The organism is Streptomyces sp. NBC_01508 (assembly GCF_045040315.1).
In the GTDB taxonomy this organism is placed as follows: domain Bacteria; phylum Actinomycetota; class Actinomycetes; order Streptomycetales; family Streptomycetaceae; genus Streptomyces.
In genome coordinates this window covers 4,646,294-4,669,311 of sequence record NZ_CP109419.1, presented here as the reverse complement: position 1 = coordinate 4,669,311, position 23,018 = coordinate 4,646,294, and the positions used below count along the sequence as shown (strand labels likewise).

28 protein-coding genes and 1 pseudogene are annotated in these 23,018 nt (G+C 71.1%); 9 read left to right on the top strand and 20 right to left on the bottom strand.

Annotated elements, in window-relative coordinates; all coding sequences use genetic code 11:
• Positions 1–19: 19 nt before the first annotated feature.
• Together OG700_RS21725 and OG700_RS21720 are read left to right on the top strand one after the other, a co-directional pair.
• Positions 20–979 carry an ATP-binding cassette domain-containing protein gene (locus OG700_RS21725; protein WP_405616035.1) on the top strand — a complete coding sequence of 320 codons (960 nt, stop codon included), beginning with the start codon at positions 20–22 and terminating at the stop codon, positions 977–979.
• Positions 972–1,760, top strand: coding sequence for an ABC transporter permease (locus tag OG700_RS21720; RefSeq protein ID WP_405616033.1), 789 nt, complete (start codon positions 972–974; stop codon positions 1,758–1,760). Before OG700_RS21725 ends, OG700_RS21720 begins: the two co-directional genes overlap by 8 nt.
• A 61-nt stretch (positions 1,761–1,821) precedes the next feature.
• Here OG700_RS21720 and OG700_RS21715 read toward each other — a convergent pair whose 3' ends face one another.
• A complete protein-coding gene (locus OG700_RS21715) occupies positions 1,822–2,550 on the bottom strand; it encodes an HAD family hydrolase (protein ID WP_405616031.1) in 729 nt (242 codons plus the stop codon).
• Positions 2,551–2,693: 143 nt separating this feature from the next.
• A complete protein-coding gene (locus tag OG700_RS21710) occupies positions 2,694–3,614 on the bottom strand; it encodes a GntR family transcriptional regulator (RefSeq protein ID WP_405616029.1) in 921 nt (306 codons plus the stop codon).
• Between the two features lie 220 nt (positions 3,615–3,834).
• Here OG700_RS21710 and OG700_RS21705 point away from each other — a divergent pair, with 220 nt between their 5' ends.
• Positions 3,835–4,026 carry a hypothetical protein gene (locus tag OG700_RS21705; RefSeq protein WP_405616027.1) on the top strand — a complete coding sequence of 64 codons (192 nt, stop codon included), beginning with the start codon at positions 3,835–3,837 and terminating at the stop codon, positions 4,024–4,026.
• A 52-nt stretch (positions 4,027–4,078) separates the two neighbouring features.
• Here OG700_RS21705 and OG700_RS21700 read toward each other — a convergent pair whose 3' ends face one another.
• The 3 genes from OG700_RS21700 to OG700_RS21690 form a co-directional block, all read right to left on the bottom strand.
• Positions 4,079–5,326: a GNAT family N-acetyltransferase gene (locus OG700_RS21700; RefSeq protein WP_405616025.1), complete on the bottom strand. Its 1,248-nt coding sequence runs from the start codon at positions 5,324–5,326 to the stop codon at positions 4,079–4,081.
• Between the two features lie 116 nt (positions 5,327–5,442).
• Positions 5,443–6,435 carry an asparaginase gene (locus OG700_RS21695; protein WP_405616023.1) on the bottom strand — a complete coding sequence of 331 codons (993 nt, stop codon included), beginning with the start codon at positions 6,433–6,435 and terminating at the stop codon, positions 5,443–5,445.
• A gap of 63 nt (positions 6,436–6,498) precedes the next feature.
• Entirely contained in the window at positions 6,499–7,092 is a 594-nt protein-coding gene (locus tag OG700_RS21690; RefSeq protein ID WP_405616021.1) for an ABC transporter substrate-binding protein, read from the bottom strand.
• A 135-nt stretch (positions 7,093–7,227) separates the two neighbouring features.
• Here OG700_RS21690 and dtd point away from each other — a divergent pair, with 135 nt between their 5' ends.
• Positions 7,228–7,665, top strand: coding sequence for a D-aminoacyl-tRNA deacylase (gene dtd, locus OG700_RS21685; protein ID WP_405616019.1), 438 nt, complete (start codon positions 7,228–7,230; stop codon positions 7,663–7,665).
• A 71-nt stretch (positions 7,666–7,736) separates the two neighbouring features.
• Here the strand turns inward: dtd and OG700_RS21680 are convergent, their stop codons facing one another.
• The 6 genes from OG700_RS21680 to OG700_RS21655 form a co-directional block, all read right to left on the bottom strand.
• Positions 7,737–8,717 (bottom strand): YgfZ/GcvT domain-containing protein, encoded by a 981-nt coding sequence (locus tag OG700_RS21680; protein WP_405616017.1) that lies wholly within the window; start codon positions 8,715–8,717, stop codon positions 7,737–7,739.
• 43 nt (positions 8,718–8,760) lie between these two features.
• Positions 8,761–9,198 (bottom strand): Fur family transcriptional regulator, encoded by a 438-nt coding sequence (locus OG700_RS21675; protein ID WP_405616014.1) that lies wholly within the window; start codon positions 9,196–9,198, stop codon positions 8,761–8,763.
• A 98-nt stretch (positions 9,199–9,296) separates the two neighbouring features.
• Positions 9,297–9,869, bottom strand: coding sequence for an FABP family protein (locus tag OG700_RS21670; RefSeq protein ID WP_405616012.1), 573 nt, complete (start codon positions 9,867–9,869; stop codon positions 9,297–9,299).
• Positions 9,870–10,125: 256 nt separating this feature from the next.
• Positions 10,126–10,992, bottom strand: coding sequence for a hypothetical protein (locus tag OG700_RS21665; protein WP_405616010.1), 867 nt, complete (start codon positions 10,990–10,992; stop codon positions 10,126–10,128).
• A complete protein-coding gene (locus tag OG700_RS21660; protein ID WP_405616008.1) occupies positions 10,989–11,777 on the bottom strand; it encodes a hypothetical protein in 789 nt (262 codons plus the stop codon). The genes OG700_RS21665 and OG700_RS21660 overlap by 4 nt, the downstream gene beginning before the upstream one ends.
• Positions 11,774–12,559, bottom strand: a complete 786-nt coding sequence (locus OG700_RS21655; protein ID WP_405616006.1) for a hypothetical protein — start codon at positions 12,557–12,559, stop codon at positions 11,774–11,776. Before OG700_RS21655 ends, OG700_RS21660 begins: the two co-directional genes overlap by 4 nt.
• Before the next feature lie 103 nt (positions 12,560–12,662).
• Here OG700_RS21655 and OG700_RS21650 point away from each other — a divergent pair, with 103 nt between their 5' ends.
• Both OG700_RS21650 and OG700_RS21645 read left to right on the top strand, forming a co-directional pair.
• Positions 12,663–13,025, top strand: a complete 363-nt coding sequence (locus OG700_RS21650) for a DsrE family protein (RefSeq protein ID WP_405616003.1) — start codon at positions 12,663–12,665, stop codon at positions 13,023–13,025.
• An 81-nt stretch (positions 13,026–13,106) separates the two neighbouring features.
• A complete protein-coding gene (locus tag OG700_RS21645) occupies positions 13,107–13,970 on the top strand; it encodes a maleylpyruvate isomerase family mycothiol-dependent enzyme (RefSeq protein WP_405616001.1) in 864 nt (287 codons plus the stop codon).
• 19 nt (positions 13,971–13,989) lie between these two features.
• Here OG700_RS21645 and OG700_RS21640 read toward each other — a convergent pair whose 3' ends face one another.
• The 8 genes from OG700_RS21640 to OG700_RS21605 all read right to left on the bottom strand — a co-directional run bounded on the left by OG700_RS21640 (position 13,990) and on the right by OG700_RS21605 (position 19,055).
• The gene (locus OG700_RS21640; protein WP_405615999.1) at positions 13,990–14,565 is read right to left on the bottom strand and encodes a Uma2 family endonuclease; all 576 of its coding nucleotides are present in this window, start codon (positions 14,563–14,565) and stop codon (positions 13,990–13,992) included.
• Between the two features lie 45 nt (positions 14,566–14,610).
• A complete protein-coding gene (locus OG700_RS21635; RefSeq protein ID WP_405615997.1) occupies positions 14,611–14,913 on the bottom strand; it encodes a DUF3099 domain-containing protein in 303 nt (100 codons plus the stop codon).
• 114 nt (positions 14,914–15,027) lie between these two features.
• The gene (locus OG700_RS21630) at positions 15,028–15,315 is read right to left on the bottom strand and encodes a DUF1416 domain-containing protein (protein ID WP_093800238.1); all 288 of its coding nucleotides are present in this window, start codon (positions 15,313–15,315) and stop codon (positions 15,028–15,030) included.
• Positions 15,316–15,375: 60 nt separating this feature from the next.
• Positions 15,376–16,215: a sulfurtransferase gene (locus OG700_RS21625; protein ID WP_405615994.1), complete on the bottom strand. Its 840-nt coding sequence runs from the start codon at positions 16,213–16,215 to the stop codon at positions 15,376–15,378.
• A 168-nt stretch (positions 16,216–16,383) separates the two neighbouring features.
• Entirely contained in the window at positions 16,384–16,491 is a 108-nt protein-coding gene (locus OG700_RS21620) for a putative leader peptide (protein WP_023540667.1), read from the bottom strand.
• 239 nt (positions 16,492–16,730) lie between these two features.
• Positions 16,731–17,477, bottom strand: a complete 747-nt coding sequence (locus OG700_RS21615) for a DUF2993 domain-containing protein (protein WP_405615992.1) — start codon at positions 17,475–17,477, stop codon at positions 16,731–16,733.
• 134 nt (positions 17,478–17,611) lie between these two features.
• Positions 17,612–18,790, bottom strand: coding sequence for a hypothetical protein (locus OG700_RS21610; protein WP_405615989.1), 1,179 nt, complete (start codon positions 18,788–18,790; stop codon positions 17,612–17,614).
• A gap of 10 nt (positions 18,791–18,800) precedes the next feature.
• Complete coding sequence (locus OG700_RS21605) at positions 18,801–19,055, bottom strand: MoaD/ThiS family protein (RefSeq protein WP_405615986.1); 255 nt, start codon at positions 19,053–19,055, stop codon at positions 18,801–18,803.
• Between the two features lie 378 nt (positions 19,056–19,433).
• Here OG700_RS21605 and OG700_RS21600 point away from each other — a divergent pair, with 378 nt between their 5' ends.
• Positions 19,434–20,264 carry a response regulator transcription factor gene (locus tag OG700_RS21600; RefSeq protein WP_405615984.1) on the top strand — a complete coding sequence of 277 codons (831 nt, stop codon included), beginning with the start codon at positions 19,434–19,436 and terminating at the stop codon, positions 20,262–20,264.
• Positions 20,265–20,288: 24 nt separating this feature from the next.
• Positions 20,289–21,311, top strand: a complete 1,023-nt coding sequence (locus OG700_RS21595) for a LacI family DNA-binding transcriptional regulator (protein ID WP_405615982.1) — start codon at positions 20,289–20,291, stop codon at positions 21,309–21,311.
• A gap of 15 nt (positions 21,312–21,326) precedes the next feature.
• On the opposite strand, the pseudogene OG700_RS21590 reads toward OG700_RS21595, so the two are convergent.
• A pseudogene (locus OG700_RS21590) lies at positions 21,327–21,716 on the bottom strand (UTRA domain-containing protein); the annotation flags it as partial.
• A 95-nt stretch (positions 21,717–21,811) separates the two neighbouring features.
• Between OG700_RS21590 and OG700_RS21585 the strand changes: the two are divergent.
• Complete coding sequence (locus OG700_RS21585) at positions 21,812–22,903, top strand: S1C family serine protease (protein WP_405615980.1); 1,092 nt, start codon at positions 21,812–21,814, stop codon at positions 22,901–22,903.
• Positions 22,904–23,018: the final 115 nt, after the last annotated feature.

Below are 23,018 nucleotides of genomic sequence, written 5' to 3'. Positions count from 1 at the left end.
CGACGGAGGAGCGACGGCCATGAGCCCCCAGAGAGCGATCAGCGCCATCGGCCTGGAGAAGTCCTACGGACACGCGGACGGGCGGGTGAAGGTGCTCGACGGCATCGACCTGTCCGTCGAGCGCGGCACGGTCTTCTCCCTGCTCGGCCCGAACGGCGCGGGCAAGACCACCGCCGTACGGATCCTCGCCACACTCACCGACGCCGACGGCGGCACGGCCCGGGTGGCGGGATACGACGTACGGACCCAGCGGCGCCAGGTGCGCCGGGCCGTCAGCCTGACCGGCCAGTTCGCGTCGGTCGACGAGAAACAGACCGGCGAGGAGAACCTGCGCATGATGGCGCGCCTCGGTGGACTGTCACGCGCGGGCGCGCGCCGCCGGGCCGCGGAGCTGCTGGAGCGCTTCGACCTCACCGCCGCGGCCCGGCGGCTCACCGACACGTACTCCGGCGGCATGCGGCGGCGGCTCGACCTGGCCGCCGGGCTGGTCGGCGCGCCGGAGGTCATCTTCCTGGACGAGCCGACGACCGGGCTTGACCTGCGCAGCCGTCAGGAGCTGTGGCAGGTGGTGCGCGACCTGTCGGCGGGAGGCTCCACGGTCTTCCTCACCACCCAGTACCTGGAGGAGGCCGACCAGTTGTCGGACCGTATCGCCGTACTCGACGGCGGCCGGCTGGTCGCCGAGGGCACGGCGGCCGAGCTGAAGGGCCGGGTCGCCGGGCACCGTCTCGACGTGGTGGTGGCCGACACGGCGGCGTACGGGCGGATCGCGCCGCTCGCCGTGCGGCTGTCGCCGGACACGCTCACGCTCGGCCTGCCGACGGACGGCACGGCGACGCGGGTACGGGCGCTGCTGGACGAGATCGATCCGCGGCGCCGGGACGTCGTGAGCTTCGCCGTGCACGGCGCGACGCTGGACGACGTGTTCATGGCCCTGACGGGCCGCGTAGAAACCTCCGGGGAGCCGACCCATGTCTGACGCCGCGACGCTGTCCCCGGTGGGCCGGGCGCTGAACAACTCCCTTGTCATGACGGCCCGTTCGATCCGGCTCAACACCCGCAACGTGGACGCGATCTTTACCTCGCTGATGCTGCCGGTCATGCTGATGCTGATCTTCGTCTATCTCTTCGGCGGCGCGATCAGGACCGGTACGGGCGAGCCGTACGTCTCCTACGTCGTGCCCGGCGTCCTGCTGCTCTGCGCCGGATTCGGCTCATCCGGCACGGCGGTGGGCGTCAACGAGGACATGAAGGGCGGCATCATCGACCGGCTGCGCTCCCTGGACGTCGGCGGCGCGTCGATCCTGGCCGGCCATGTCGCTTCGAGCACCGTCCGCAACGTCGTCTCGACGGTCCTGGTCCTCGGCGTGGCCCTGCTGATCGGCTTCCGCCCGTCCCCGACCCTCCCGGCCGCCCTGGCGGCGGCGGGCCTGCTGCTCGCCTTCATCGTGGCGATCTCCTGGCTGGCGGCGGCGGTGGGGCTGCTCACCAAGTCCCCGGAGGCCGCGGGTTCCTTCTCGTTCTTCATGATGTTCCTGACCTATCCGAGCAGCACGTTCGCCCCGATCGACACGATGCCGACCTGGATCCACGCCTTCGCCTACAACCAGCCGGTGACCCCGGTGATCGAATCCCTGCGCGGCCTGCTGCTGGGCCAACCCGTGGGTTCGGACCCGTGGGTGGCGCTGGCCTGGTGCCTGGGGATTCTGCTGGTGGCGGTGGGGCTGTCGGGTCGGCTGTTCAGGAACCGGACGGCGTGAGCGCGGCACGCCATGGATGTCGAGGCACTTCGGTTGCCGGCCCGGAATGTACGTGATCAGGTCAGAGCCGCCACCGTGCGGTTCCGGGGAGGGCGGCCAGCAGTTCCCTCATCGACTCCATCACCACGGGGGCGCCCGCGGCTTCAAGCAACTCCCGCCCCTGCGGGCTTCCGTGGTAGCCGATGAAGGGCATGCCCACCGCCCGGGCCGTCATGAGGTCCGTCCGTGTGTCGCCGATCATGACGTGCCGCTTGGGGCCTCCGGCGGCCGGCACCATGGCCAGCTTGAGCGGGTGCGGATGAGGCTTCATCAGCCTGGTGTCCCGGTCGCGGCCGATGACCGGACCGTCGACGCGGTCGAGGACACCCAGCCGCTCCAGAACGCGGGCGACGGCGACCGGGTGGTTGTTGGAGGCGACCGAGAGATGCCGTCCCCGTGCCCGCCAGGCCCGGATGAAGTCGGTGGCGCCGTCGGTCTCCACGCCGTGCTCTGCGGCCTTCCACTCCGCGGCGTCGAGCGTGTCGCGAATCTCCAGGGCGACCCGGCGCCATACGCCGGTTCCGGGGTGCTGGTCGTGTGCCGTCAGGATCCGGTGGGGGTCGTCGACGCCGTCCAACTCGGGCAGTACGGTGCCGTTCAGCCGGGCGATGTCGTGCAGGTCCCGGGCGATGTCGGGGGCGACGCTGCCCGGCGGCCCGGCCCCGGCGCCTTCGCCTGCCCCGGGCCGGGCGAAGAAGCGGACGACGGGGCCGTCCAGATCCAGCACGACGCAGCCGGCCTCGCTCAGCATCCGCTTCAGGGCGGCATGCCGGGAAGCGGGCTGCGAGGCCGGCGGGGCGGACAAGGCGGCCTTGGCCGGTGAGTCCGGTGGGGCTGATGGGGCCTGCGGGGGGACAGGCCGCTCGGGTGAGGAGTGCGGCGGAGAGAGCACGATCAGAATTCCGCCTCGATCGCCCGGTGCTCCCAGCGCGAGTCGAAGAACTTCTGCGCCCGGCCCACGAAGCCCAGCCGGCCGGACGCGGAGTCGGCGCCGGGGTCCGCCCGGTAGGGATGGAGCAGTGAGGCCGATCCCAGACCGATCGCGTCCTTGATCGTCATCACTTCCCCGGTCCTCTCCCACATGACGTCGTGCTCCGTGATCTCGTAAAGCCCCTGGAGGGCCAGATTCCCGTTCAGGATGTACAACTTGAAATCGGGAATCCAGGACACGACCCGCACCTCGACCGTCACCTCGGGAACGAGCCCCTTGGCCTGAAGGTCGAACAGGGACTGCCGGATCTGGGACACACTCCTGAAGAGGATGCCCTGAAGCCGCTGGACCGGTCGCGGATCGTCGGGATCGTCGACGTTCGTCGGCACGTCCAGCGGAGCACGGGTGTCGGGCAGCATCAGGCGGGCCGTGATGCGCGCCGGGGGCCTCGTCCCGCCCTCCTGGATGCGCTGGGCCTGGTCGGAGACACGGTTCGCCAGTACCTCCGTGGTCATCGAGTAGACGTCGAGAGTGACCTCGTTCGCCTCGAACGCCTTGTTGAGGGACGGCCCGAGCAGCACGGCGGGCACGCTCTCCGAGACGATCGCCTCGCCCGCCGCCTCCACGGGCGCCGCGCCGCCGGGCAGTCCGGGCGCCACGAACGTCCCGCTTCCGCGCCGGGTCTCGATCAGCCGCTCGTCGCGCAGCACGTCGAGCGCCTTCACGACGGTCGACCTGGACGTGCCGAAGCGGTCGGCCAGTTCCTCGTTGGTCGGCAGCCGTCCGGTCGCCCGGTAGTCGCCGCGGTTGATCGCGGCACGCAGACCGTCCGCGATCGTCGCGTACAGGTACCGGGGCTCTTCGTGATCTGACTCTCGATGCACCACCCCGCAACCGTACAACCACGCCGCAGTTGTGTGCAGTTGAGTCGGACAACTTCCTGACCTCGCCCAACCCCGCTCGACCCTGCCCAACCAAAAGACATACAACTACACAAGTTTGCCAGCCACTTACCAGCGGGCATGAACAACACAGTCAACTACACAAATTTGTACGGGAGTTGATCGGCTTAGTTACCGGCAGCCCGCCCGAAGGAGACCCGCCATGCCCGTGATCGCACTCGTCCTCGCCATCTTCGCCCTCGGCGTCGAGCAGCTTGTCGCCTGGCACTTCGGCGCCATGGGCGTCATCGCACTGGTGCTGCTGAGCATCGGGATCAAGGCCAAGAACCCCACCTGCGCCGGCATCGGCGCGGTGGTGCTGGCCCTGCTCCTCATGCAACCGGGCCCCGGCTGACCACGCGGCGGTGCGGCGGCACGGAGGTACAGCGCTCCAGCGGCGCCGCCCCTCAGAAGATGTCCGGGCACCAGGGCCGTCGTGACGTACGCAGCAGCGCGTCCGTCCGGGCCGCCGCGCCCGGCGTCTCCTCCGTCACGGTGCCCAGCGCCGCCAGCCGGACCGCCGACTCGTCGCCCAGATACAGCGCCCCCAACTCCCGCACGTCCAGCGCCAGATCGGCCGATTCCGTGGTCGGGGCGCAGCTCGCGCCGGCCGGGGTCGCGTCCAGGCGGTAGCGGCCTGAGGCGAGGGACGAGCGGTCGTGGATGTCCAGGACCAGGGTGCCGGAGGCGGCGTACGTACGGGACTCCAGCGCTCGTACGGTGTCGAGGATCCGCACCCACAGGAAGTCCGCCTGGGTGACGATCCTGGCGGCGCGCGGGTCCGGGAGGAAAAGGGGGAGCAGGTCGTCGGGGGCGCGGTGGTCGGTGCGGACCGTGGTGATCCAGTCGACCGAGCAGACATACCGCCACAGCGCGCGCTCCGCCGCCGCCGTCACGCCGATCGCGTCGAGCACCGTCGCCGTGTTCAGCGGCTGCTTGGCATCGCCCCACACCTCGTCCGCCTTGTACGTCAGCAGGCCCTCGACCTCGCCCGACGCCGCGCGGTACACCGCGTAGAACGGCTCGGTCCACGGTGCGCCGTACGAGACGGCCGTGCCCGTGTGGACGCGCCACCAGCGCTCGTTGCGACTGATCACGCCGTGCCGCAGCGAGCGCAGCCGGTCGTGCAGTTCGGGGCCCAGCTTCCGTACCTCCGCGCCGTCGGCCAGGTCGATCCGCCCGCCGTCGTCCGGCTGTCCGGAGGCGCGCGGGTCCAGGCCGGCGCGCGGTACGTCGATCGACCACTGGGTGATCGAGGTGGCCGGGCCGAAGCCGTACCGCCCGTAGATCGGGTATTCCGCCGCGATCAGCGTGGACACGACGTCGCCGCGCTCCTTGGCCTGAGCCAGATCGTCGTTGATCATCCGGCTGAGCAGCCCGCGGCGGCGGTGCGTGGGCGAGACGGTGACGTTGGAGATCGCGCTGGCCGCGAGCCTGGCGCCGCCGACGGCGGTCAGCTCCTGCGGGAAGGTGCGGTACGTCGCCACGCAGCGGCCCTCGTCGAACGCGCCCCGCACGCGGCGCACGTCCATGAACGCCCCGCGGTCCGCGACGTCCTCCTCGCTCACCGCGGGCGACCTGAGGAAGCCGGTGTTCAGGGCGCGGAGCCAGTCGGGGAATTCGGATTCGCTGATCATTCGGACGTCGATGGCCATGCTCGTACGCTAAACACGGACCGGGCGGAATGTCCTGCGGATTTCCGCCGGCCGGCCGAAGGGACGCGTGGGAGACGCGTGGAGGGCGCGTGGGGGGATGCGTGGAGGGCGCGTGGTCAGAACACCGCCCGTACCTCGCCGACCTCCGCATCGCCTCCCAGCAGCGGCGCCCGCCCGATCCGCGTCACCACCGGCCCCTCGACCCCCAGCAGCCCCAACGCCCGTGCCAGCACCGGCCCCAGGGCGCGCAGGCCGCCGTCGTCCACCTTGAACGCCAGCGCGCGGCCGTCCGCCAGCGCCACCGCCTGGACGGCCTCCGCGCCCATCTTCGACAGCGCGCCCGGCACCTCGCGCATCAGCCAGGTGTCGGTCCTGCGTGTGCCGGCCACATACGCCGGATGCGCCCGCATCGCGTCGGCCACCCGGCGCTCGGCCGTGCCGGGCTCGGCGAGGACCAAGTGCCGGAAGGCGCGGGCGAGTCCGGTGAGGCTGATGGCCATCAGCGGGGCGCCGCAGCCGTCCGTACCGACCGCCGCGACCCGCTCCCCCGACGTCTCCTCGACCACCGCGCCGACGAGCCGCTGCAACGGATGGGACGGCTCCAGATACGTGTCCAGCGGCCAGTCGTTGCGCAGGCACGCCATCAGCATCGCGGTGTGCTTGCCCGAGCAGTTCATGGTGACCCGGTCCCTGATCCGCCCGGCCGCCAGATACGCCTCGGCCTCGACCGGGTCCAGCGGCAGATCGGCCGGGTTCAGCAGGTCGTCCGCCGTCAGCCCGGACTCGGCGAGCATCCGCTGTACGAGATCGAGGTGGAAGTCCTCGCCGGAATGGCTCGCCGCCGCCAACGCCAGCCGCTCATCCGACAGTTCGACCCCGGCGCGCAGCACGGCCGCGGCCTGGAGGGGCTTGTTGCTGGAACGCGGGAAGACCGGTGAGTGCGGGTCGCCGAGCGCGAACTCCACGCTGCCGTCGGCCGCCAGCAGCACCAGCGAGCCGCGGTGCGCGCCCTCCACGAAACCGGACCGCACGACCTCCGCGAGGACCGGGGGCACGGTGGTGGTGGCGTGCGCCGCCCTGGTCGTGGTCGTGGTCCTGCGAGTCGTCATCAACGGGCCTTCCGGGGCGGGGACCGCTCCGGAAGGCAGCAACGGCATGAGGCGGCCACGGCATTACGTGAGCAGGTCGTCTACTTGTGCTTCGCCCTCACGGTACCTGCGGGCGATCTCCGCGCCGCACTCGTCCGCCGTCCGCTGGAGATGGTGCCGGCGCTGCGAAACCTGCTGCTCGTGGCGGACCAGCCGGCCCATCGCGGCATGCAGTTCCTCGTCCGTACGGGCCACGAGGTCCGACAGCTCCACCTCGGCCAGCGCCTCGGCGGCGAGCAACCGGAACTCCTCGCTCCGCGGTGTGGAAAGAGTCACATGCCGGGCCGACGACCGGTGCAGCGAAGGGGTGTCGGCCAGGATCTCGGAGAGCCGGTCGACGACCGGCGTCTCGGGCGCCGCCCGGCGCGCCAGCTCGGCCCGCAGGATGTCGATACGGCCCTGGAGCAGCCGGCGCAGATAGCTGAGGTCGGCCTCGTCGCGCGTCGCGTCCCGGCGCAGGGCGCGCAACTCGGGCAGTCGCAGGGCGTTCCCACCGCCCGGTGCCCGCTGTGCGGGGGGCCGGACCGTCGCCGCACCGGCACCGGCACCCCTGCCGGACGCCGTACTGCCGATGATCGGTACAGGACCGGGCGACTGCCCGGCACCAGATGTGCTCATGCGTGCTTACTTCCCCTCGCTCCGCGTGCGTGCATCGTGCCACTCCTGCCCCCGCGCTTGCAGGCGATCTGCACCCGTTCGGCCCTGGATGGGCGCTGGATCGGCGCCGGATGGACGCCCGCTAGGTTGGTCCGTATGCGAGCAGTGGTGCAGCGGGTCGACGGCGCGAGCGTCGCCGTGGTGACGGAATCCGGGACCGAGACGGTCGGCGAGATCGCGGGCGAGGGGCTGTGTGTGCTGGTGGGGGTCGCCCACGGGGACACCGCGGAGAAGGCGGCCCAACTGGCCCGCAAACTCTGGACGCTACGGATCCTGCCGGGCGAGCGGTCCTGTTCGGAGGCGAACGCCCCGCTCCTGGTGATTTCGCAGTTCACCCTGTACGGGGACGCCCGCAAGGGCCGCCGCCCCACCTGGAACGCCGCGGCGCCGGGCGAGGTGGCCGAACCGCTGGTGGACGAGGTGGTGGCGCACCTGCGTGAACTGGGGGCGACCGTCGCGACGGGCCGGTTCGGAGCGGACATGCGCGTCTCGCTCACGAACGACGGCCCGTTCACGGTGCAGTTGGAGATGTGAGCCCCACCGAGACCCACCGAGACCCACAGAGACCCACAGAGACCCGAGCCCCACCGAGGCCCACCTGCGGCTCAGGCTTCCACGACCACTTCCTGCGCCGCCGCGGTGTTCCCCGCCAGCAGCTCGGCGTCCAGCGGCACATTGCGCTTGACCAGGGCCAGCGCGATCGGCCCCAACTCGTGGTGGCGGGCCGATGTCGTGATGAAGCCGAGCTGGCGGCCCTCCTCGCCGTCGGCGGCGAGCCGTACGGGCGTGCCGTGCCCGGGGAGCAGCACCTCGCTCCCGTCCAGGTGCAGGAAGACCAGCCGGCGCGGCGGCTTCCCCAGGTTGTGGACGCGCGCCACCGTCTCCTGGCCCCGGTAGCAGCCCTTCTCCAGGTGGACGGCGCTGCCGATCAGGCCCAGCTCGTGCGGGATGGTCCGGTGGTCGGTCTCGAAGCCCAGGCGCGGCCGGTGGCCCTCGATGCGCAGGGCCTCGTACGCGAGGATCCCGGCCGGCGGGCCGTTCTCACGGGCGTACGACTCCAGGTCGGCGCGCGGCAGGAAGATGTCACGGCCGTACGGCGTCTCCCGTACGACGGCCCCCGCGGGCGCCTCGGCGATGGACCCGGCCGGGACGTGGACGACGGCGAAGTCGTCCGTACGGTCGGCGACCTCCACGCGGTAGAAGAACTTCATCGACTCCAGGTAGGCGATCAGCGCCTCCTGGGTGCCCGGCTCGACGTGCGCCCATACCGTCTCGCCGTCGTCCACGAGGTAGAGCGCGTGCTCGATGTGGCCGTTCGCGGAGAGGATCAGCGCCTCGGTGGCCTGGCCGGCGGGCAGCTCGCTGACGTGCTGGGTGAGCAGCAGCTGAAGCCAGCTGAGCCGGTCGTCGCCGGTGATGGTGACGACGCCGTGGTGCGAGAGGTCCACCAGGCCCTTGCCGTCGGCGAGGGCGCGTTGTTCGGGGAACAGATCGCCGTAGTGCGCGGCGACACCTTCGTCCTGTCCTTCGGCGGCCACGGCACCGGGCAGGGAGAGGAGCGGGCTGGTCGTTGACTGTCGCTGCATACCGACAAGCCTACGACCCGCCTGCCGATGGCCCACGAATCGCCTACGAATCGCCGCTCGCCGCGCGGGCGGCGCAGCCCTGGCACGTGCCGAAGATCGCGAAGTGCTTCATGTCCGTCGTGAAGCCGAACGTCTCGCGCAGCTTGTCGGTGAAGTCGGCGGCGACCGCGACATCCGCCTCGATGACGTTCGTGCAGTCGCGGCAGACCAGATGGATGTGGTGGTGCCGGTCCGCGAGGTGGTACGTCGGCGCGCCGTGCCCCAGATGCGCGTGCGAGACCAGGCCCAGCTCCTCCAGCAGCTCCAGCGTCCGGTAGACGGTGGAGATGTTCACGCCGGACGCGGTCCTGCGCACCTCGACCAGGATGTCGTCCGGCGTCGCGTGTTCCAGGGTGTCGACGGCTTCGAGGACAAGCTGGCGCTGCGGGGTCAGGCGGTAGCCGCGCTGCCTCAGGTCACTCTTCCAGTCGGTGCTCACCACGCACCCAGTGTAGGCAGCGCCGCCCGGATCGCCGTAGGGGAAGCCGTACGCGGAACATGGGAGAGGTCTGTCCCCAGGGGGAGGTCTGTGGGGGAGGTCTACTTGAAGAACGCGATGCCGTCGTCCGGCAGATCGCCGATGTCCTTCGCCCAGGCCGCGACCTGCTCCGGCGAGACGACCTTCTTCAGGTGCCCCGACATGTACGCGCGCAGCGGGACCTCGGGGGTGGACTTCTCGCCGACCCACATCAGATCGCTCTTCACATAGCCGTAGAGCCGCTTGCCGCCGTTGTACGGGCCGGCGGACGCCGTGCGCGCGACCGCGTCCGTGACAAGGTCGATCTGCGGCTTCTGGTCGGCCAGCTCGCCGTACCAGATCTCCACGATGCCCTGGTCACGCACCATGACGACCTCGACCTCGCGGTTCTCGTCGACGCGCCAGAAGCCGGACTCGGACTCGATGGGGCGGAGCTTGTTGCCCTCGGCGTCGAGCGCCCAGGTGTGCGAGGTGTACTCAAGGAAGTCCCGGCCGTCGTGGCTGAAGGAGACCTCCTGGCCGAAGTTGGCCTTCTCCTCGCCGGGGAAGTCGAAGACGCCCACGCCCTCCCAGTCACCGAGGAGGAAGGCGAGCGGGACAAGGCCCGGGTTCAGGTCGGACGGGATCTCGATCATGAGCAGCTCAGGCGATCTGTAGGGATTCGAGTGGGCGGGGTGCCGTACGGCGGGTGGTCGCTCGGCCCGCGTCTAGTTCTGGCCCTGGTAGAGCTTCTTCACGGCCAGCACCGTGAACGCCAGGATGGCCACGGCGATCAGGGCCAGCAGAGCGGAGAAGAAGTTCTCAAGCACAGGGTGCTCCTCGAAGGGCGTCGGGGCGGTATAGGGCCGGTCCCCAGCGTAATGGGTGGGGACCGGCCCTTCTCCGCAGCCCTCAGCCGAGCAGCTGGTTCTGGAGGATCACCGTCTGCTGGAAGGGGACGCGGGGTGCGTCGCCCTCGCGGGACTGGACGACCAGCGCGAGCGTGTCACCGGCGGCGATGTACGCGTGCCGGACATGCACCGGGCCGCGCGGCGCGACCTCGTCGTACACGTACGTCTCAGTGCCGTACACACCCTCGGAGGGGTACGTCTCGTCGGCGGAGGACAGCTTCTCGACGTCCGTCACCTTCTGCGGCGCGTCGGTGGCGCCCTTGAGGTGGGTGCCGAAGAAGAACAGCGCGGTCGCGGTGGAGTGGAAACGCAGCAAGTAGATACGGGTGGACGTGCCGTCGTCCGCCATGGTCCAGCCGCGTGCCGCGATGTGCCGCAGGCCGTTGTCGCGGAGGTCGGCGGCCATCGCGGCACGGCTGCCCTCGTCGTACTCCTGGAGGAAACGGCTGACCGGCACCCGGCTGCCCTGGCCGGCCGGCGCCGGGTCCGGGCGGCTTCCCTCGGGCGCGGGCAGCAGCAGCCGCTCCAGGTCCGCGTAGTGGATCAGGCCGGAGTTGCCGCGGCCGTACGGGCCGACCGCGCCCGCGGGCAGGGTCGGTTTGGCCAGTGGCGGGTACGTCCAGCGGCCGTCGGCCTTGGTGGCGAGGGTGGGGACGTCAGTGCGGTCGCGGTCGGTCACGGCGTACGCGACGCTCGTGCCGAGCACGCCGAAGACGGCCGCGGCGGCGGTCCAGCGCAGGGCGGCGAACAGCGCGGCGGGTCGGCGGCGGGGTGCGGGGGCCGTGACAGGGGCGAGCGCGTCCGCCTGGGTGACGACCTCTTCGACGGGCGAGATGGCAGTGGTGGTTGTGGTGGTCCGGTCGCTCATGCGGACGCCTCCGGGGACACGACATGGTTCAGCTGATTGGCGAGCACGCGGGCGACCTCTTCCGTGTCCAGCTTCTCGGCGCCGTACGCGTACGCGGTGATCAGCACGTCGTGCACGTACGCGCCGCACAGCATGGCGTCCAGCTTCCGGCCTTCGGCGTCCGGCAGCGGATAGCAGTCGGCGTCGCCGTTCGCCTTGACCGGCGGGCCCTTGGGGAGAGCGCCGAGGATGTTCCCGGTGTCCGACCGGAACCGGGAGAGCGCGCGGTCGGCCCCGGCCTCCTCGACCTGCGCGAGGTGCAGCTCCACGACGAACAGGCTGTCCGCCGCGCTGTAGCTGCGCTGGGCCCCGCCCGTGAACGTCAGCTTCTTCAGGGCCTTGGCGAAACGGTCCCGCTCTCCCGCCTTGAGACCGCGTACGGCGTCCTTGGCGTGCCTGGTGGTGCGCGTGGCGTCCAGCACGTTGTCGTTGCCGAGCGGCCCGATGTCGGGGCCCGGCTGATAACCGTCCGGCACGGGGAGCAACTTGGCGCCGACGCCACCCGGCGGCAGCGGCTTCTCCTCTTCGGCGCTCTCCTCGTCCGGCGCCGGCCAGGCACGGGTGGCGGCGGTACGGTCGGCGGCGCCGACCTTGCCGACGGCCCAGATCCCGCCGCCGGTGGCGACGGCGAGCGCGAGCACGGCCGAGACCCCGACGACCACCCTCCGGGGGAGGCGCCGCGGCGGGGCGGCGGAGCCGATGATGTCCTCGGGGGCCTGCGGCGCCTCCGGCAGCCGGTCGGTCACAGAAGCTCCAACTGCCGCTTGGCGAGGGCCTCGAAGGCCTTCTTCGGGACGGGTCCCGCGTTGTTGTCGTAACGGATGTCCATCGCGATGTCACCGCGGAACGCGACGGCGCGCGCCTGGTAGTACGGGTTGTAACCCGGCTGCCGGTCCGGCTCGTCGAACACCCACGTACGGCCGCTCGTACTGCCCGCGATGGCCGAGCCGTTGTTGCCCGCCCAGTCGTCGTCCCCCATGTACCGCTGCTGGCCCGCCGCGAACGCGGACGCCTCCAGGCTCTGGTCGTCCCGGAACTGGACGATCGTGACCGTCACATGGATCTGGCCCCGCTCCGACCAGCCGACCGTGGCGGCGCGCCGGAAGTCGGCGCGCACCATGTCCTCGAACATGCCGTCCGGCCGCTCGAATCCGCCCGCGAATTCGGCAGGACCGACCCAGTCGGCCTTCGTCTCGGTCCGCGCGCCCTTGGGCTTCTTCACCAGCAGGTCACGCAGGTCACCGTCGGACCTGACCCACCGGTTCGCCGACAGCGACCGCGCCGTGGTCCTCCCGTCGGCCGGAACGAGTTCCGGCGTACCCAACTCGGCCTGGGCCAGCGGCGGCAGCGGCGTGGGCGGGCGCTGGTACTGCACCGCGTAGCCGGTGACGGCTCCGGCGAGTACGCCGAGAACGGCCGCCCCCGCGAGCAGAGCCGTGGTGCGCCGCCCACGGCGCGGGCGCGGTCTCGGGGTGCCGTACGGATCAGGGCTCGTTCCCTGATCAGGTACGGTTTCGGGCGATTCCAAGAGGTCCCCCCACAGGACTGAGGCGCGGATTCCGATACCCGCGCATCCAACAGACCCACCGCACGCCAACGGGGTTGTACAGCAGCGCATTACAGTTCGGGACATGGCGAAGAAGCTCGTGATCAAGGTAACCGCCGGCGCCGACGCCCCCGAGCGCTGCTCGCAGGCCTTCACCGTGGCGGCGGTCGCCGTGGCCAGTGGCGTGGAGGTGTCCCTCTGGCTGACGGGTGAGTCGGCGTGGTTCGCCCTGCCGGGCCGGGCCGCCGAGTTCGAACTGCCGCATGCCGCGCCGCTGCCGGACCTGATCGAGTCGATCCAGTCGGCGGGCCGGATCACCCTGTGCACGCAGTGCGCGGCGCGACGTGACATCACGGAGGACGACGTACTGGAGGGCGTACGGATCGCGGGCGCCCAGGTCTTCGTCAGCGAGGCGATGGCGGACGACGCGCAGGCGCTCGTCTACTGACGTGACCGACGTGTACGGGACGCCGCCCCGGCGCCACGAAATCCGCTCGCGGCGGGGCCGCCCGCCTCCTACCGTCGCCGCATGACGACAGCCACTCCCTCAACTCCCTCCCTCTCGCCTTTCGGGCCGCTCATCGACACCCGCCCGCTCTTCCCGCGCGAGCGGCACGCGCTGCTCGAACTGCTCCGCTCGCTGGCGCCCGCGGACTGGGCGGCGCCCACGGTCTGCCCCGGCTGGGACGTGCACGACATCGCCGGGCACGTACTCAACGACTATGTGCGCCGTATCTCCGGCGCCCGTGACGGACACCGCGGCGCCGTGTTCGAGAACGACGAGACGCTGCCGGACTATCTGACCCGGGTCAACGGCGTCTTCGTGGCGGCGACCCGCCAGATCGGCCCGCGCGTGCTGACCGACCTGCTGGCCCACCTCGGCCCGCAGATCGACGCGCTGTGGGCGACGGTCCCGCTCGACGGCCCGGCCAGGCTCGACGTCTCCTGGGCGGGCACCGACGAACCGAGTCCCGCCTGGCTGGACATCGCCCGCGAGTACACCGAGTTCTGGGCGCACCAGCAGCAGATCCGCGACGCGGTCGGCCGCCCCGGCGCGGCCGGACCCGAACTGCTGGGTCCCGTGATCGACACGTTCATGCGCGCGCTGCCGCACACCCTGCGCGGGCACGAGCGCCCGGACGGCACGTCCGTACGCTTCGACGTCACCGGTCCGGCGGGTGGGTCGTGGTCGGCGGTACGGCGTTCCGCCCGCTGGCTCCCGTCACCCACCGCGCCACCGGCCCCCGCCGCGCACATCACGACGGACCAGGACACCTTGTGGCGCCTGGCCACGCGGGGAGTGACGGTCGAGGAGGCCCGCCTGCGATGCGTACTCGACGGCGACGAGGCCCTGACCCGCGCGGCGACGACGCTGCTGGCGGTGGTCGCGTAGCGGGAAGCGGCCGGGCGGGCTATGAACCGGGGGCCAGCTTGTCCAGGTCGAGGTTGATCTCGAAGGGCACCGGACGACGGAGCGAGCCCCTGAAGATGCCGGCGGGCGCGTAGGAAGCGGTCGGCTCGTCGAGTTCGTAGACGTGGACGACGGGTGCGCCGTCCTCTTCCTCGACGCGCCAGTAATGCGGGATACCCGCCTCCGCGTACTTGCGAAGCTTCACCGTGCGATCGCGGTGGGCGGACTCGGGGGAGACCACCTCGACGGCGAGTCTCACCTCGTCCGGCGCGAACCACGTGCGGTCACCGTCGAAGTCGGCCGTCGTGACGAGCAGATCCGGCTCGGGCCGATTGTGCTGGTCGAGCTTGATGGTCATCTTCCGGCTGACTCTGACGTCGGCCGGTGTCTGCTCCATGAGCGCGACGGTAAGCATCGTGACGAGATGGCCGTGCCACCACCTCTGCGGCGACATCATGAAGACGAGTGCTCCATCGATCAGCTCGGTGTGACGGGGCGCCTCGGGAAGGCGGTCCAAGTCCTCCGCGAACCAGCCCTCCGCACGCGGCGGGCGCATCCAGTCGGGCAGTGCGGTCATGACTTCACCGTAGCGGCTCGCACGTCGAGCGACCTGCCCCGGCAATTATTTCGGCGGCGGCTTCTTCCTGCCGTCCAGCTCGTCCCACCACTCGTCCGACTTCGGGTCGCCCGACCGGTCCCCCGACCGGTCGCCCGACCGGTCCCCCGGCGGGTCGTCCCACCAGCGGTCGTCCGGGCCGCGGGCGTTCGCGATCATCGCCGCGACCGGTGGGATGACCATGGCGACGACGCACATGCCGATCGCGACCGGCACCGACCACAGGCGCACGAACGCCCAGGCGCTGACGAACAGGACGATGCATCCGCCCATCAGCACGAAGTAGCGGCGACGGCGTCGCGTGTACATACATCGAGCTTACCGACGGCACGAAGGGCCGCACCCCGTGTCAGGAAGCGTCCAACCCCTGGGGTGCGGCCCTCCGGCCGATCATGTCCTACTCAGCTCCGACCGCGAGCGGCATCAGACCGCGATGGCCACTTCCGCCAGCCCGCCGGTCCGCGCGACGACCGTACGGTCCGCCGTACCGCCCGGCACCAGCGCGCGTACGGTCCACGTGCCCTCGGCCGCGTAGAAGCGGAACTGTCCGGTCGCCGAGGTCGGGACCTCCGCGGTGAACTCTCCGGTCGAGTCCAGCAGGCGTACGTAGCCGGTGACGGGCTCGCCGTCGCGGGTCACGGAACCCTGGATGGTGGTCTCACCGGGCTTGATCGTCGAGGCGTCCGGGCCGCCGGCCTTCGCTCCACACATATGGGATCTGTCCTCCGGGTCAGGCGAATCTGGCGAGTCTGGCGAATTTGGCGGGCGGAACTACTTGTTGGCGCCGAGTTCGATCGGTACGCCGACGAGGGAGCCGTACTCGGTCCACGAGCCGTCGTAGTTCTTGACGTTCGGCTGGCCGAGCAGCTCGTGCAGCACGAACCAGGTGAGCGCCGAGCGCTCACCGATGCGGCAGTAGGCGATGGTGTCCTTCGCCAGGTCGACCCGCTCCTCCTCGTAGAGGGCGGTCAGCTCGTCGTCCGACTTGAAGGTGCCGTCGTCGTTGGCGTTCTTCGACCACGGGATGTTGCGGGCGCTCGGCACGTGGCCGGGGCGCTGCGACTGCTCCTGCGGGAGGTGCGCCGGGGCGAGCAGCTTGCCGCTGAACTCGTCGGGCGAGCGCACGTCGACCAGGTTCAGACTGCCGATCGCCTCGACGACGTCGTCGCGGAAGGCGCGGATGGACGTGTCCTGGGCCTTGGCCTTGTACTGCGTGGCCGCGCGCTCGGGCACCGCGTCGACCAGGTCGCGCGAGTCCAGCTCCCACTTCTTGCGACCGCCGTCGAGGAGCTTGACGCCCTGGTGGCCGTAGAGCTTGAAGTACCAGTACGCGTAGGACGCGAACCAGTTGTTGTTGCCGCCGTAGAGGATCACGAGGTCGTCGTTGCCGATGCCCTTCGCGGAGAGGAGCTTCTCGAAGCCCTCCTGGTCCACGAAGTCGCGGCGCACCGGGTCCTGGAGGTCCTGCTTCCAGTCGATGCGCACGGCGTTACGGATGTGGTTCTTCTCGTACGCCGAGGTGTCCTCGTCGACCTCGACGATGACGACCTTGGGGTCATCGATGTGGGCCTCGACCCAGTCGGCGTCGACCAGGACGTCGCTGCGGCTCATGTGTTTCTCCTCCGGGGCGGTGTGCGGCGGGTGGTGCGGGCGGCGGCGCCTTCCGGGCACGGGGGCGCGGCGGGCCGCGTACGGCACGGGTGGCACGGGTGGCACGGGGTTGGCCCTGACGGTGGTCGAAGGGCCGGGGAGAGGTGGCGGGAGGTGGACGTATCCCGCTCAGGCGGTGCGACAGAGCATGGCGGCGACGCGGCACAGGTCGACTGCCCGCCGCTTAGTGAGGTTCGCCTGTCCCCGCTGCTGGAGACCGCTGATGAAGCACTGCATGCGTCCGATCGTAGGGACGGATACGGTGCGATGTCACCGGTGTGTCGGATGGTGAGACGAGATCGTCCGATATGTGGGACCGATGGGCGTTCCCGGCGGCCGGGAACCGGCTCCCGCGCCTCCCGTACCCCTGTTCCATCTGCGGAATGGACATCCGCGTCTCACGATACGGCGACCGGCGGGTCAGCCGGCCGGACCGCCGGCCGGACCGCCGACCGGCGGTCCGGCCGGTCAGCCGGTCAGCTCGTCAGGTCGAGGTCCGTGCCCGTGCCCGAGAACCGCAGGCCGTCCTCGGTCGCCGTGACCTTGTCGAGCTTGATCGTCGACGGCAGTCCGTCGATCGCCAGGTCGTAGTCGACGGCCTTCTTCAGCTTGTCCTCGACACCCGGCACCGGCAGGCTGGGCAGCTCGTCGGCGCGCAGCCGTACCTTGTCGCCGTCCTCCAGCGTCACGGTGCTGTACGTCGTGAAGTCGTCCTTCACCAGTCCCTTGAGGGCGTCCGGCACGTCGATGCCCGCGCCCGCCAGCAGATCGTCCAGCGGCCCCGAGACCTTGACCTGGCCCTTCGCCGCCCGCTCGGCCCCGGCGAAGCCGACCGTCGCGCCCTTCGGCGCCGACTTGGTGAGGTCCGCGTACGAGATCAGCGCCGAACCCCGCACACTGCCCGCGACGGCCGACGAGAAGCTGTTGCTCACTCGCACGTCCCGAAGCTCCGCCTTCACCTCGGTGACCTCGATCGCGCGGCCCTCGGCGGTCGCGGTTATCCCGCCGACGCTGATCTCGATCTCGTCCAGCTTCGCGCCCACGACCTGGGTGAGGAAGGGGAAGCCCTTGACGGAGACCTCGGGCTCGCTGCTGAGACCCTGGCTGCTCTTGATCTTGCTCGCCACCTCGGACTCGGCGAAGTACACCGCGGCCCGGTCGACGGCGACGAACAGCCCGCCGAAAATCACGACGAAGATCAGCAGAATTCTCAGTGCGCGCATTGCTCGGTGTCCCCCACCCTGGTCGTACCAGCCCCCATGACGACGGTGAGCCTAATAGGTCGACGTCCGGGGCAACGCCTCGGTTCCGGTTGGCCGGTTCGCCCCCGACCGCCGGACAGGCCCACCGGCCGGGCTCAGAGCGCCCGTCCCAACAGGTAGATCGCGGGCACCGCGACCGTGAGCGGCAGGGCCACCCCGGCCGTCATGTGGACGAAGCGCGACGGGTAGTCGTAGCTCGCCACCCGCAGCCCGATCAGCGCGCACACCCCGGCCCCGAGGCCGAGCAGCGCGCCCTGGCCGCCGATGCCGGTCAGCCCGCCCGCCGCGACCCCGGCGCCCGCGCCGGCCGCGAGCGCGACCACGACCGAGACGAAGCCCGGCAGCGGGAGGGCGCGGGCGAGCGTCGCGGCGGCGACCGCGAGCGCGCCGACCGTCACGGCGTCCGGCACGGCGGCGAGATTCCCGGTCGCGATGATGGCGAGCGAGGCCGAGGCGACGGTGGCCATCAGGCCCTGCATGCGTTCGTCGGCGCCCGCGTAGCTGCGCAGTTGCAGCACGACCGTGAGCAGTACCCACGCGCCGAGCGTGCCGAGGATCGCGGCGAGCGCGTGCTCGTCGCCCACGGCGAGCACCGCGACATCGGCGACGAGCGCGCCCGCGAAGGCGAGCGCGATGCCCTGGCGGGCGGGCCACATGCCGTTCAGCCGGAACCAGCCGGCGGCGGTGACCGCCTGGAGGATGACGAGCGGGACGAGGAGCGCGTACGGGCCGACGGCCGCGCCGCCCGCGAGCAGCAGGGCCAGTACGACGGTCAGCCCGGCGGGCTGGACCCCGGGCGGGATGATCGGCGACCGGCCCTCGGCGCGGGCGCGCTGGGCGTCGGTGACGCGGGGGTTGCCCATGGTGGTGGGCGGGCTGTAGCTGTCCGGGGCGGGGGCGGCGGGCGCGGGGAATGCCGGGGACGCCGGAGGCTCGTACGAGGGCTGCGCCGGGCCGGGGTTCGGGACCTCCGGCGGCAGCGGGTACGCGCCGGACTGCTGCGGCAGGTAGGCCGTGTCGGCGGCGGCCTGCGGAGGCTGCGGGGGCTCGTACCGGACCAGCGGCTGGTAGCGCGTGTCCCAGGTCTGGCCCTCCCAGGTCTGCGCGTCCTGCGCGTTGGACGGTTCCTGGTACGGCTGCTGGTAGGGCTGCTGCTGGTACGGCTGCTGCGGGGGCTCGTACGCCTGAGCCGGTCGCGGTACACCGTATCCCTGCTGCCCGTACGGGTCGTCCTGGTTGTACGGGTCCTGCTGGTTGTACTGGTCGTCGCTCATGGTCGGCGGTTCACCCTCCTGCGAACGGCGGGAGCACTTCGACCGTGCCGCCCTCGGCAAGCCGTACGGTCTCATGCCCGCGGGTCCCCACGGGGTCACCGTCGACGAGGAACGAGCACCTCCGGAGCACCCGGACCAGCTCACCCGGGTGAGCGTCCCGCGCGACGTCCAGCGCCTGGGCCAGGGTGTCCGCCGCGTAAGGCTCTTCGGCGACGCCCGCCGCCGCCTTGGCCGCGGCCCAGTAGCGGATGGTTCCCGCTGCCATGGCGTACTCCTTCCGCTATTTCTCGGCAATTTTCTCGTCGGTCCCCGTCGGCCCTCCATGATGGCCGATCCCCAGCCCCGCCACGGTATCCGCCGCCTCCGGAGCGGGCCGGAGGAGAGATGACCCGCTGTTCCCGACCTCTGACACTGAGCACATGTGGGTTACTCTGCTGCGGAAGAGGATCCGGGCAATGTAGCCCCCGGGTCCTTTTGCGCTTTCCGCCCCAGGGTGCGGGACGGTCAGCGATGCCACATACGCCCCCACGCTCTTCCGGGTGTGGGAGGTGCCCCCTTGCAGGGACCGAGGAGGAACCGACGTAATGGGCGAGCCAATGACGCGGACACGGGAAAGCCGTCCGACCCGAGCAGGTGGGCGACGATGAGTTCTCTGCTGCTGCTCACGAACGCCCTCCAGCCGTCGACGGAGGTGCTGCCCGCCCTCGGGCTCCTGCTGCACCACGTACGGGTGGCCCCGGCCGAGGGTCCGGCCCTCGTCGACACCCCCGGCGCGGACGTCATACTGATCGACGGCCGGCGCGACCTGCCCCAGGTGCGGTCGCTCTGCCAGCTGCTGCGCTCCACCGGTCCCGGCTGCCCGCTGGTCCTCGTGGTGACGGAGGGCGGTCTCGCCGCCGTCACCGCCGACTGGGGCATCGACGACGTCCTGCTCGACACCGCGGGCCCGGCCGAGGTCGAGGCGCGGCTGCGGCTGGCCACCGGGCGCCAGCAGATCTCCACCGACGACTCCCCGATGGAGATCCGCAACGGTGATCTCTCGGTGGACGAGGCGACCTACAGCGCGAAGCTGAAGGGGCGGGTCCTGGACCTGACCTTCAAGGAGTTCGAACTGATCAAGTACCTGGCGCAGCACCCCGGCCGGGTCTTCACCCGGGCCCAGCTGCTCCAAGAGGTGTGGGGATACGACTACTTCGGCGGTACGCGGACGGTCGACGTCCACGTACGGCGGCTGCGCGCGAAGCTCGGCCCCGAACACGAGTCGCTGATCGGGACGGTCCGCAACGTCGGCTACCGCTTCGTCACCCCGGAGAAGGTCGAGCGCGCGCAGGAGGAGGCGAAGGCGAAGGCCATCGCCGAGGCCGCCGCGAAGGCGAAGGCGGCGGAGCCGGCGGCCCGCGCGCAGGACGACACCACCCACCACGCCGACACGTCCGAGGTACGGGAAGGTGCCGTACGGCCTGCCGGGAGATAGGTCACCACGCGTAGACTGCCGCGCGTGGCCAAGGTGACGCGGGACGACGTGGCACGACTGGCGGGGACTTCGACCGCGGTCGTCAGCTACGTCATCAACAACGGACCGAGGCCGGTCGCCCCGGCCACGCGCGAGCGTGTACTCGCCGCGATCAAGGAGCTGGGCTACCGGCCCGACCGGGTCGCGCAGGCGATGGCGTCACGGCGGACCGACCTCATAGGGGTCGTCGTGCCCGACGCGCGCCAGCCGTTCTTCGCGGAGATGGCACACGCGGTCGAACAGGCCGCCGCCGAGCGCGGAAAGATGGTGCTCGTCGGCAACTCCGACTACCGCAACGAGCGCGAGGTCCACTATCTGCGGGCCTTCCTCGGCATGCGGGTCTCCGGGCTGATCCTGGTCAGCCAGGGTCCGAGCGAGCGCGCCGCCGCCGAGATAGACGCCTGGGACGCCCGCGTCGTACTGCTGCACGAGCGCCCCGAGGGCATCGACGACGTCGCCGTCGTCACCGACGACATCGGGGGCGCGCAGCTCGCCACCCGGCACCTGCTGGAGCACGGCTATCCGTACGTGGCGTGCCTCGGCGGCGTCGAGTCGACACCGGTCGTCGGCGACCCGGTGACCGACCACGTCGAGGGCTGGCGGCGGGCGATGCAAGAGGCCGGTCTGCCGACGGAGGGGCGGCTCTTCAAGGCGCTCTACAACCGTTACGACGCGTACGACGTCGCCCTGAAGCTGCTGGCGGGACCGGACCGCCCCCCGGCGATCTTCTGCTCCACCGACGACCAGGCGATCGGCGTCCTGCGCGCGGCGCGCGAACTGCGCATCGACGTCCCCGGCGAACTGGCGGTGGCCGGCTTCGACAACGTCAAGGAGGCCGCCCTCACGGACCCGCCCCTGACGACGGTCTCCTCGGACCGCCCGGCGATGGCACGGGCCGCGGTGGACCTGGTGCTGGACGACGGGCTGCGGGTGGCGGGGTCACGCAGGGAACGGGTGAAGCAGTTCCCGTCGGCGCTGATCGTGCGGCGCTCGTGCGGCTGTTTCTGAGCGCGCTCGCCGCCGTCACTCCGGTGTGAACTCGTACCGCAACTCGTACAGATGGCCTGCCTTGGCCATCACGGTGACCTCGACGGGCCGCTGGTCGGCGCCGTACACCACCCGTAGCGTGCGCAGCACCGACAGGTCGCCGGGCAGTTGGAGCGCTTCGTACTGTTCCTGTGTCGGTATGCGCGCGGAGACGTGGTCGACGCCGAGCCGGGGCGGGTGGCCAAGTGCGGTCAGCAGGGTGGGAGTTCCGCCCTTGATCGGGCGCTGTTCGGCCAGCGGGGCGCCCCGGGCGATGTGCGGCGGGTAGTAGGCATGAACCAGCTCCACCGGGTCGCCGTCGAGGGTGAGTACCTGGCGTCGGAGAACCGCCGTGCCGTCGGCGGGCAGGCGCAGGGCTGCCGCGACGCCCCGGCCGCCTTTATATGGGGCATACGGGATTTTGCCGTGGTTCTCAGCGGGCACTCAGACAGCTCTCATCTGCCGGGCGGATTGTCGAAGACATGACCGACAGCTACCGCCGCAGCGGCGACGAAGACGCGAACCAGCAGCAGGAATCCGGCATCGGTGGCGGGCAGGCGTACCCGCCGCCGCCCCCGTACGACCCGGGCGCGCAGGCCGCAGGTCATCACGCGCAGCCGGGGCATGCCACCCGGGGGTGGGGTGCCGCCGCGCCCGCGCACTCCGGCGCTCCCGCCCACCGGGCCAAGCGGCCCGTCGCGTTGCTCGCCGCCGCCGCGTTCGTCGCGGCCGTCGTCGGGGGTGGGACCGCCGCGCTGACCTCGACGCTGACGGACAACGGCTCCAGTACGGCCGCGAGCACCGTCGCCACCGGTACCACCGTCTCGCAGAGCAGCAAGGGCACCGTCGCGGGTGTGGCGGCGGCCGTGTCGCCCGCCATCGTGGAGATCCAGGCCGAGTCCAGCTCCGGGCAGTCCACCGGTTCCGGTGTGGTCATCACGGGCGACGGCGAGATCATCACCAACAACCACGTCATCGCGGGCGCGCAGACGGTGAAGGCGCAGCTCAGCACCGGCAAGACGTACACCGCCGATGTCGTGGGCACCAGCCCGGACAAGGATCTCGCGCTGATCAAGCTCCAGGGCGCGAGCGGCCTCAAGACGGCGGCCCTCGGCGACTCCGGCCAGGTGAAGGTCGGCGACGAGGTCGTGGCGATCGGCTCGCCCGAGGGGCTGACCGGCACCGTGACCAGCGGTATCGTCTCGGCGCTCGACCGGGACGTCACCGTGTCGAAGGACGAGGGGCAGGGCCAGCAGCAACAGCAGCAGCAGGGCGACGGCAGTGGCCGCCAGTGGCCGTTCGAGTTCGGTGGGCAGCAGTTCAACGGTGACACGGGCTCCTCCACCACCACGTACAAGGCGATCCAGACCGACGCCTCGCTCAACCCGGGCAACTCCGGTGGCGCGCTGATCAACATGAACGGCGAGATCATCGGCATCAACTCGGCCATGTTCTCGGCGAGCGGTTCGAGCGGCGACAGTTCGGCGGCGGGCAGCGTCGGGCTCGGGTTCTCCATCCCGGTCAACACCGTCAAGGCCGACCTGAGCGCGCTGCGCGCCGGGAACAGCGACTAGAGCTGTCCGGCGTGCGAGGCTGAAGCGAGATCAGCGACCAGTGGCCGGCGACCGGTGGCCGGTGGCCGGTGGCCGGCAACCAGCGTCCCGTTCCCGAAGCCGTTCAGAGAAAGAG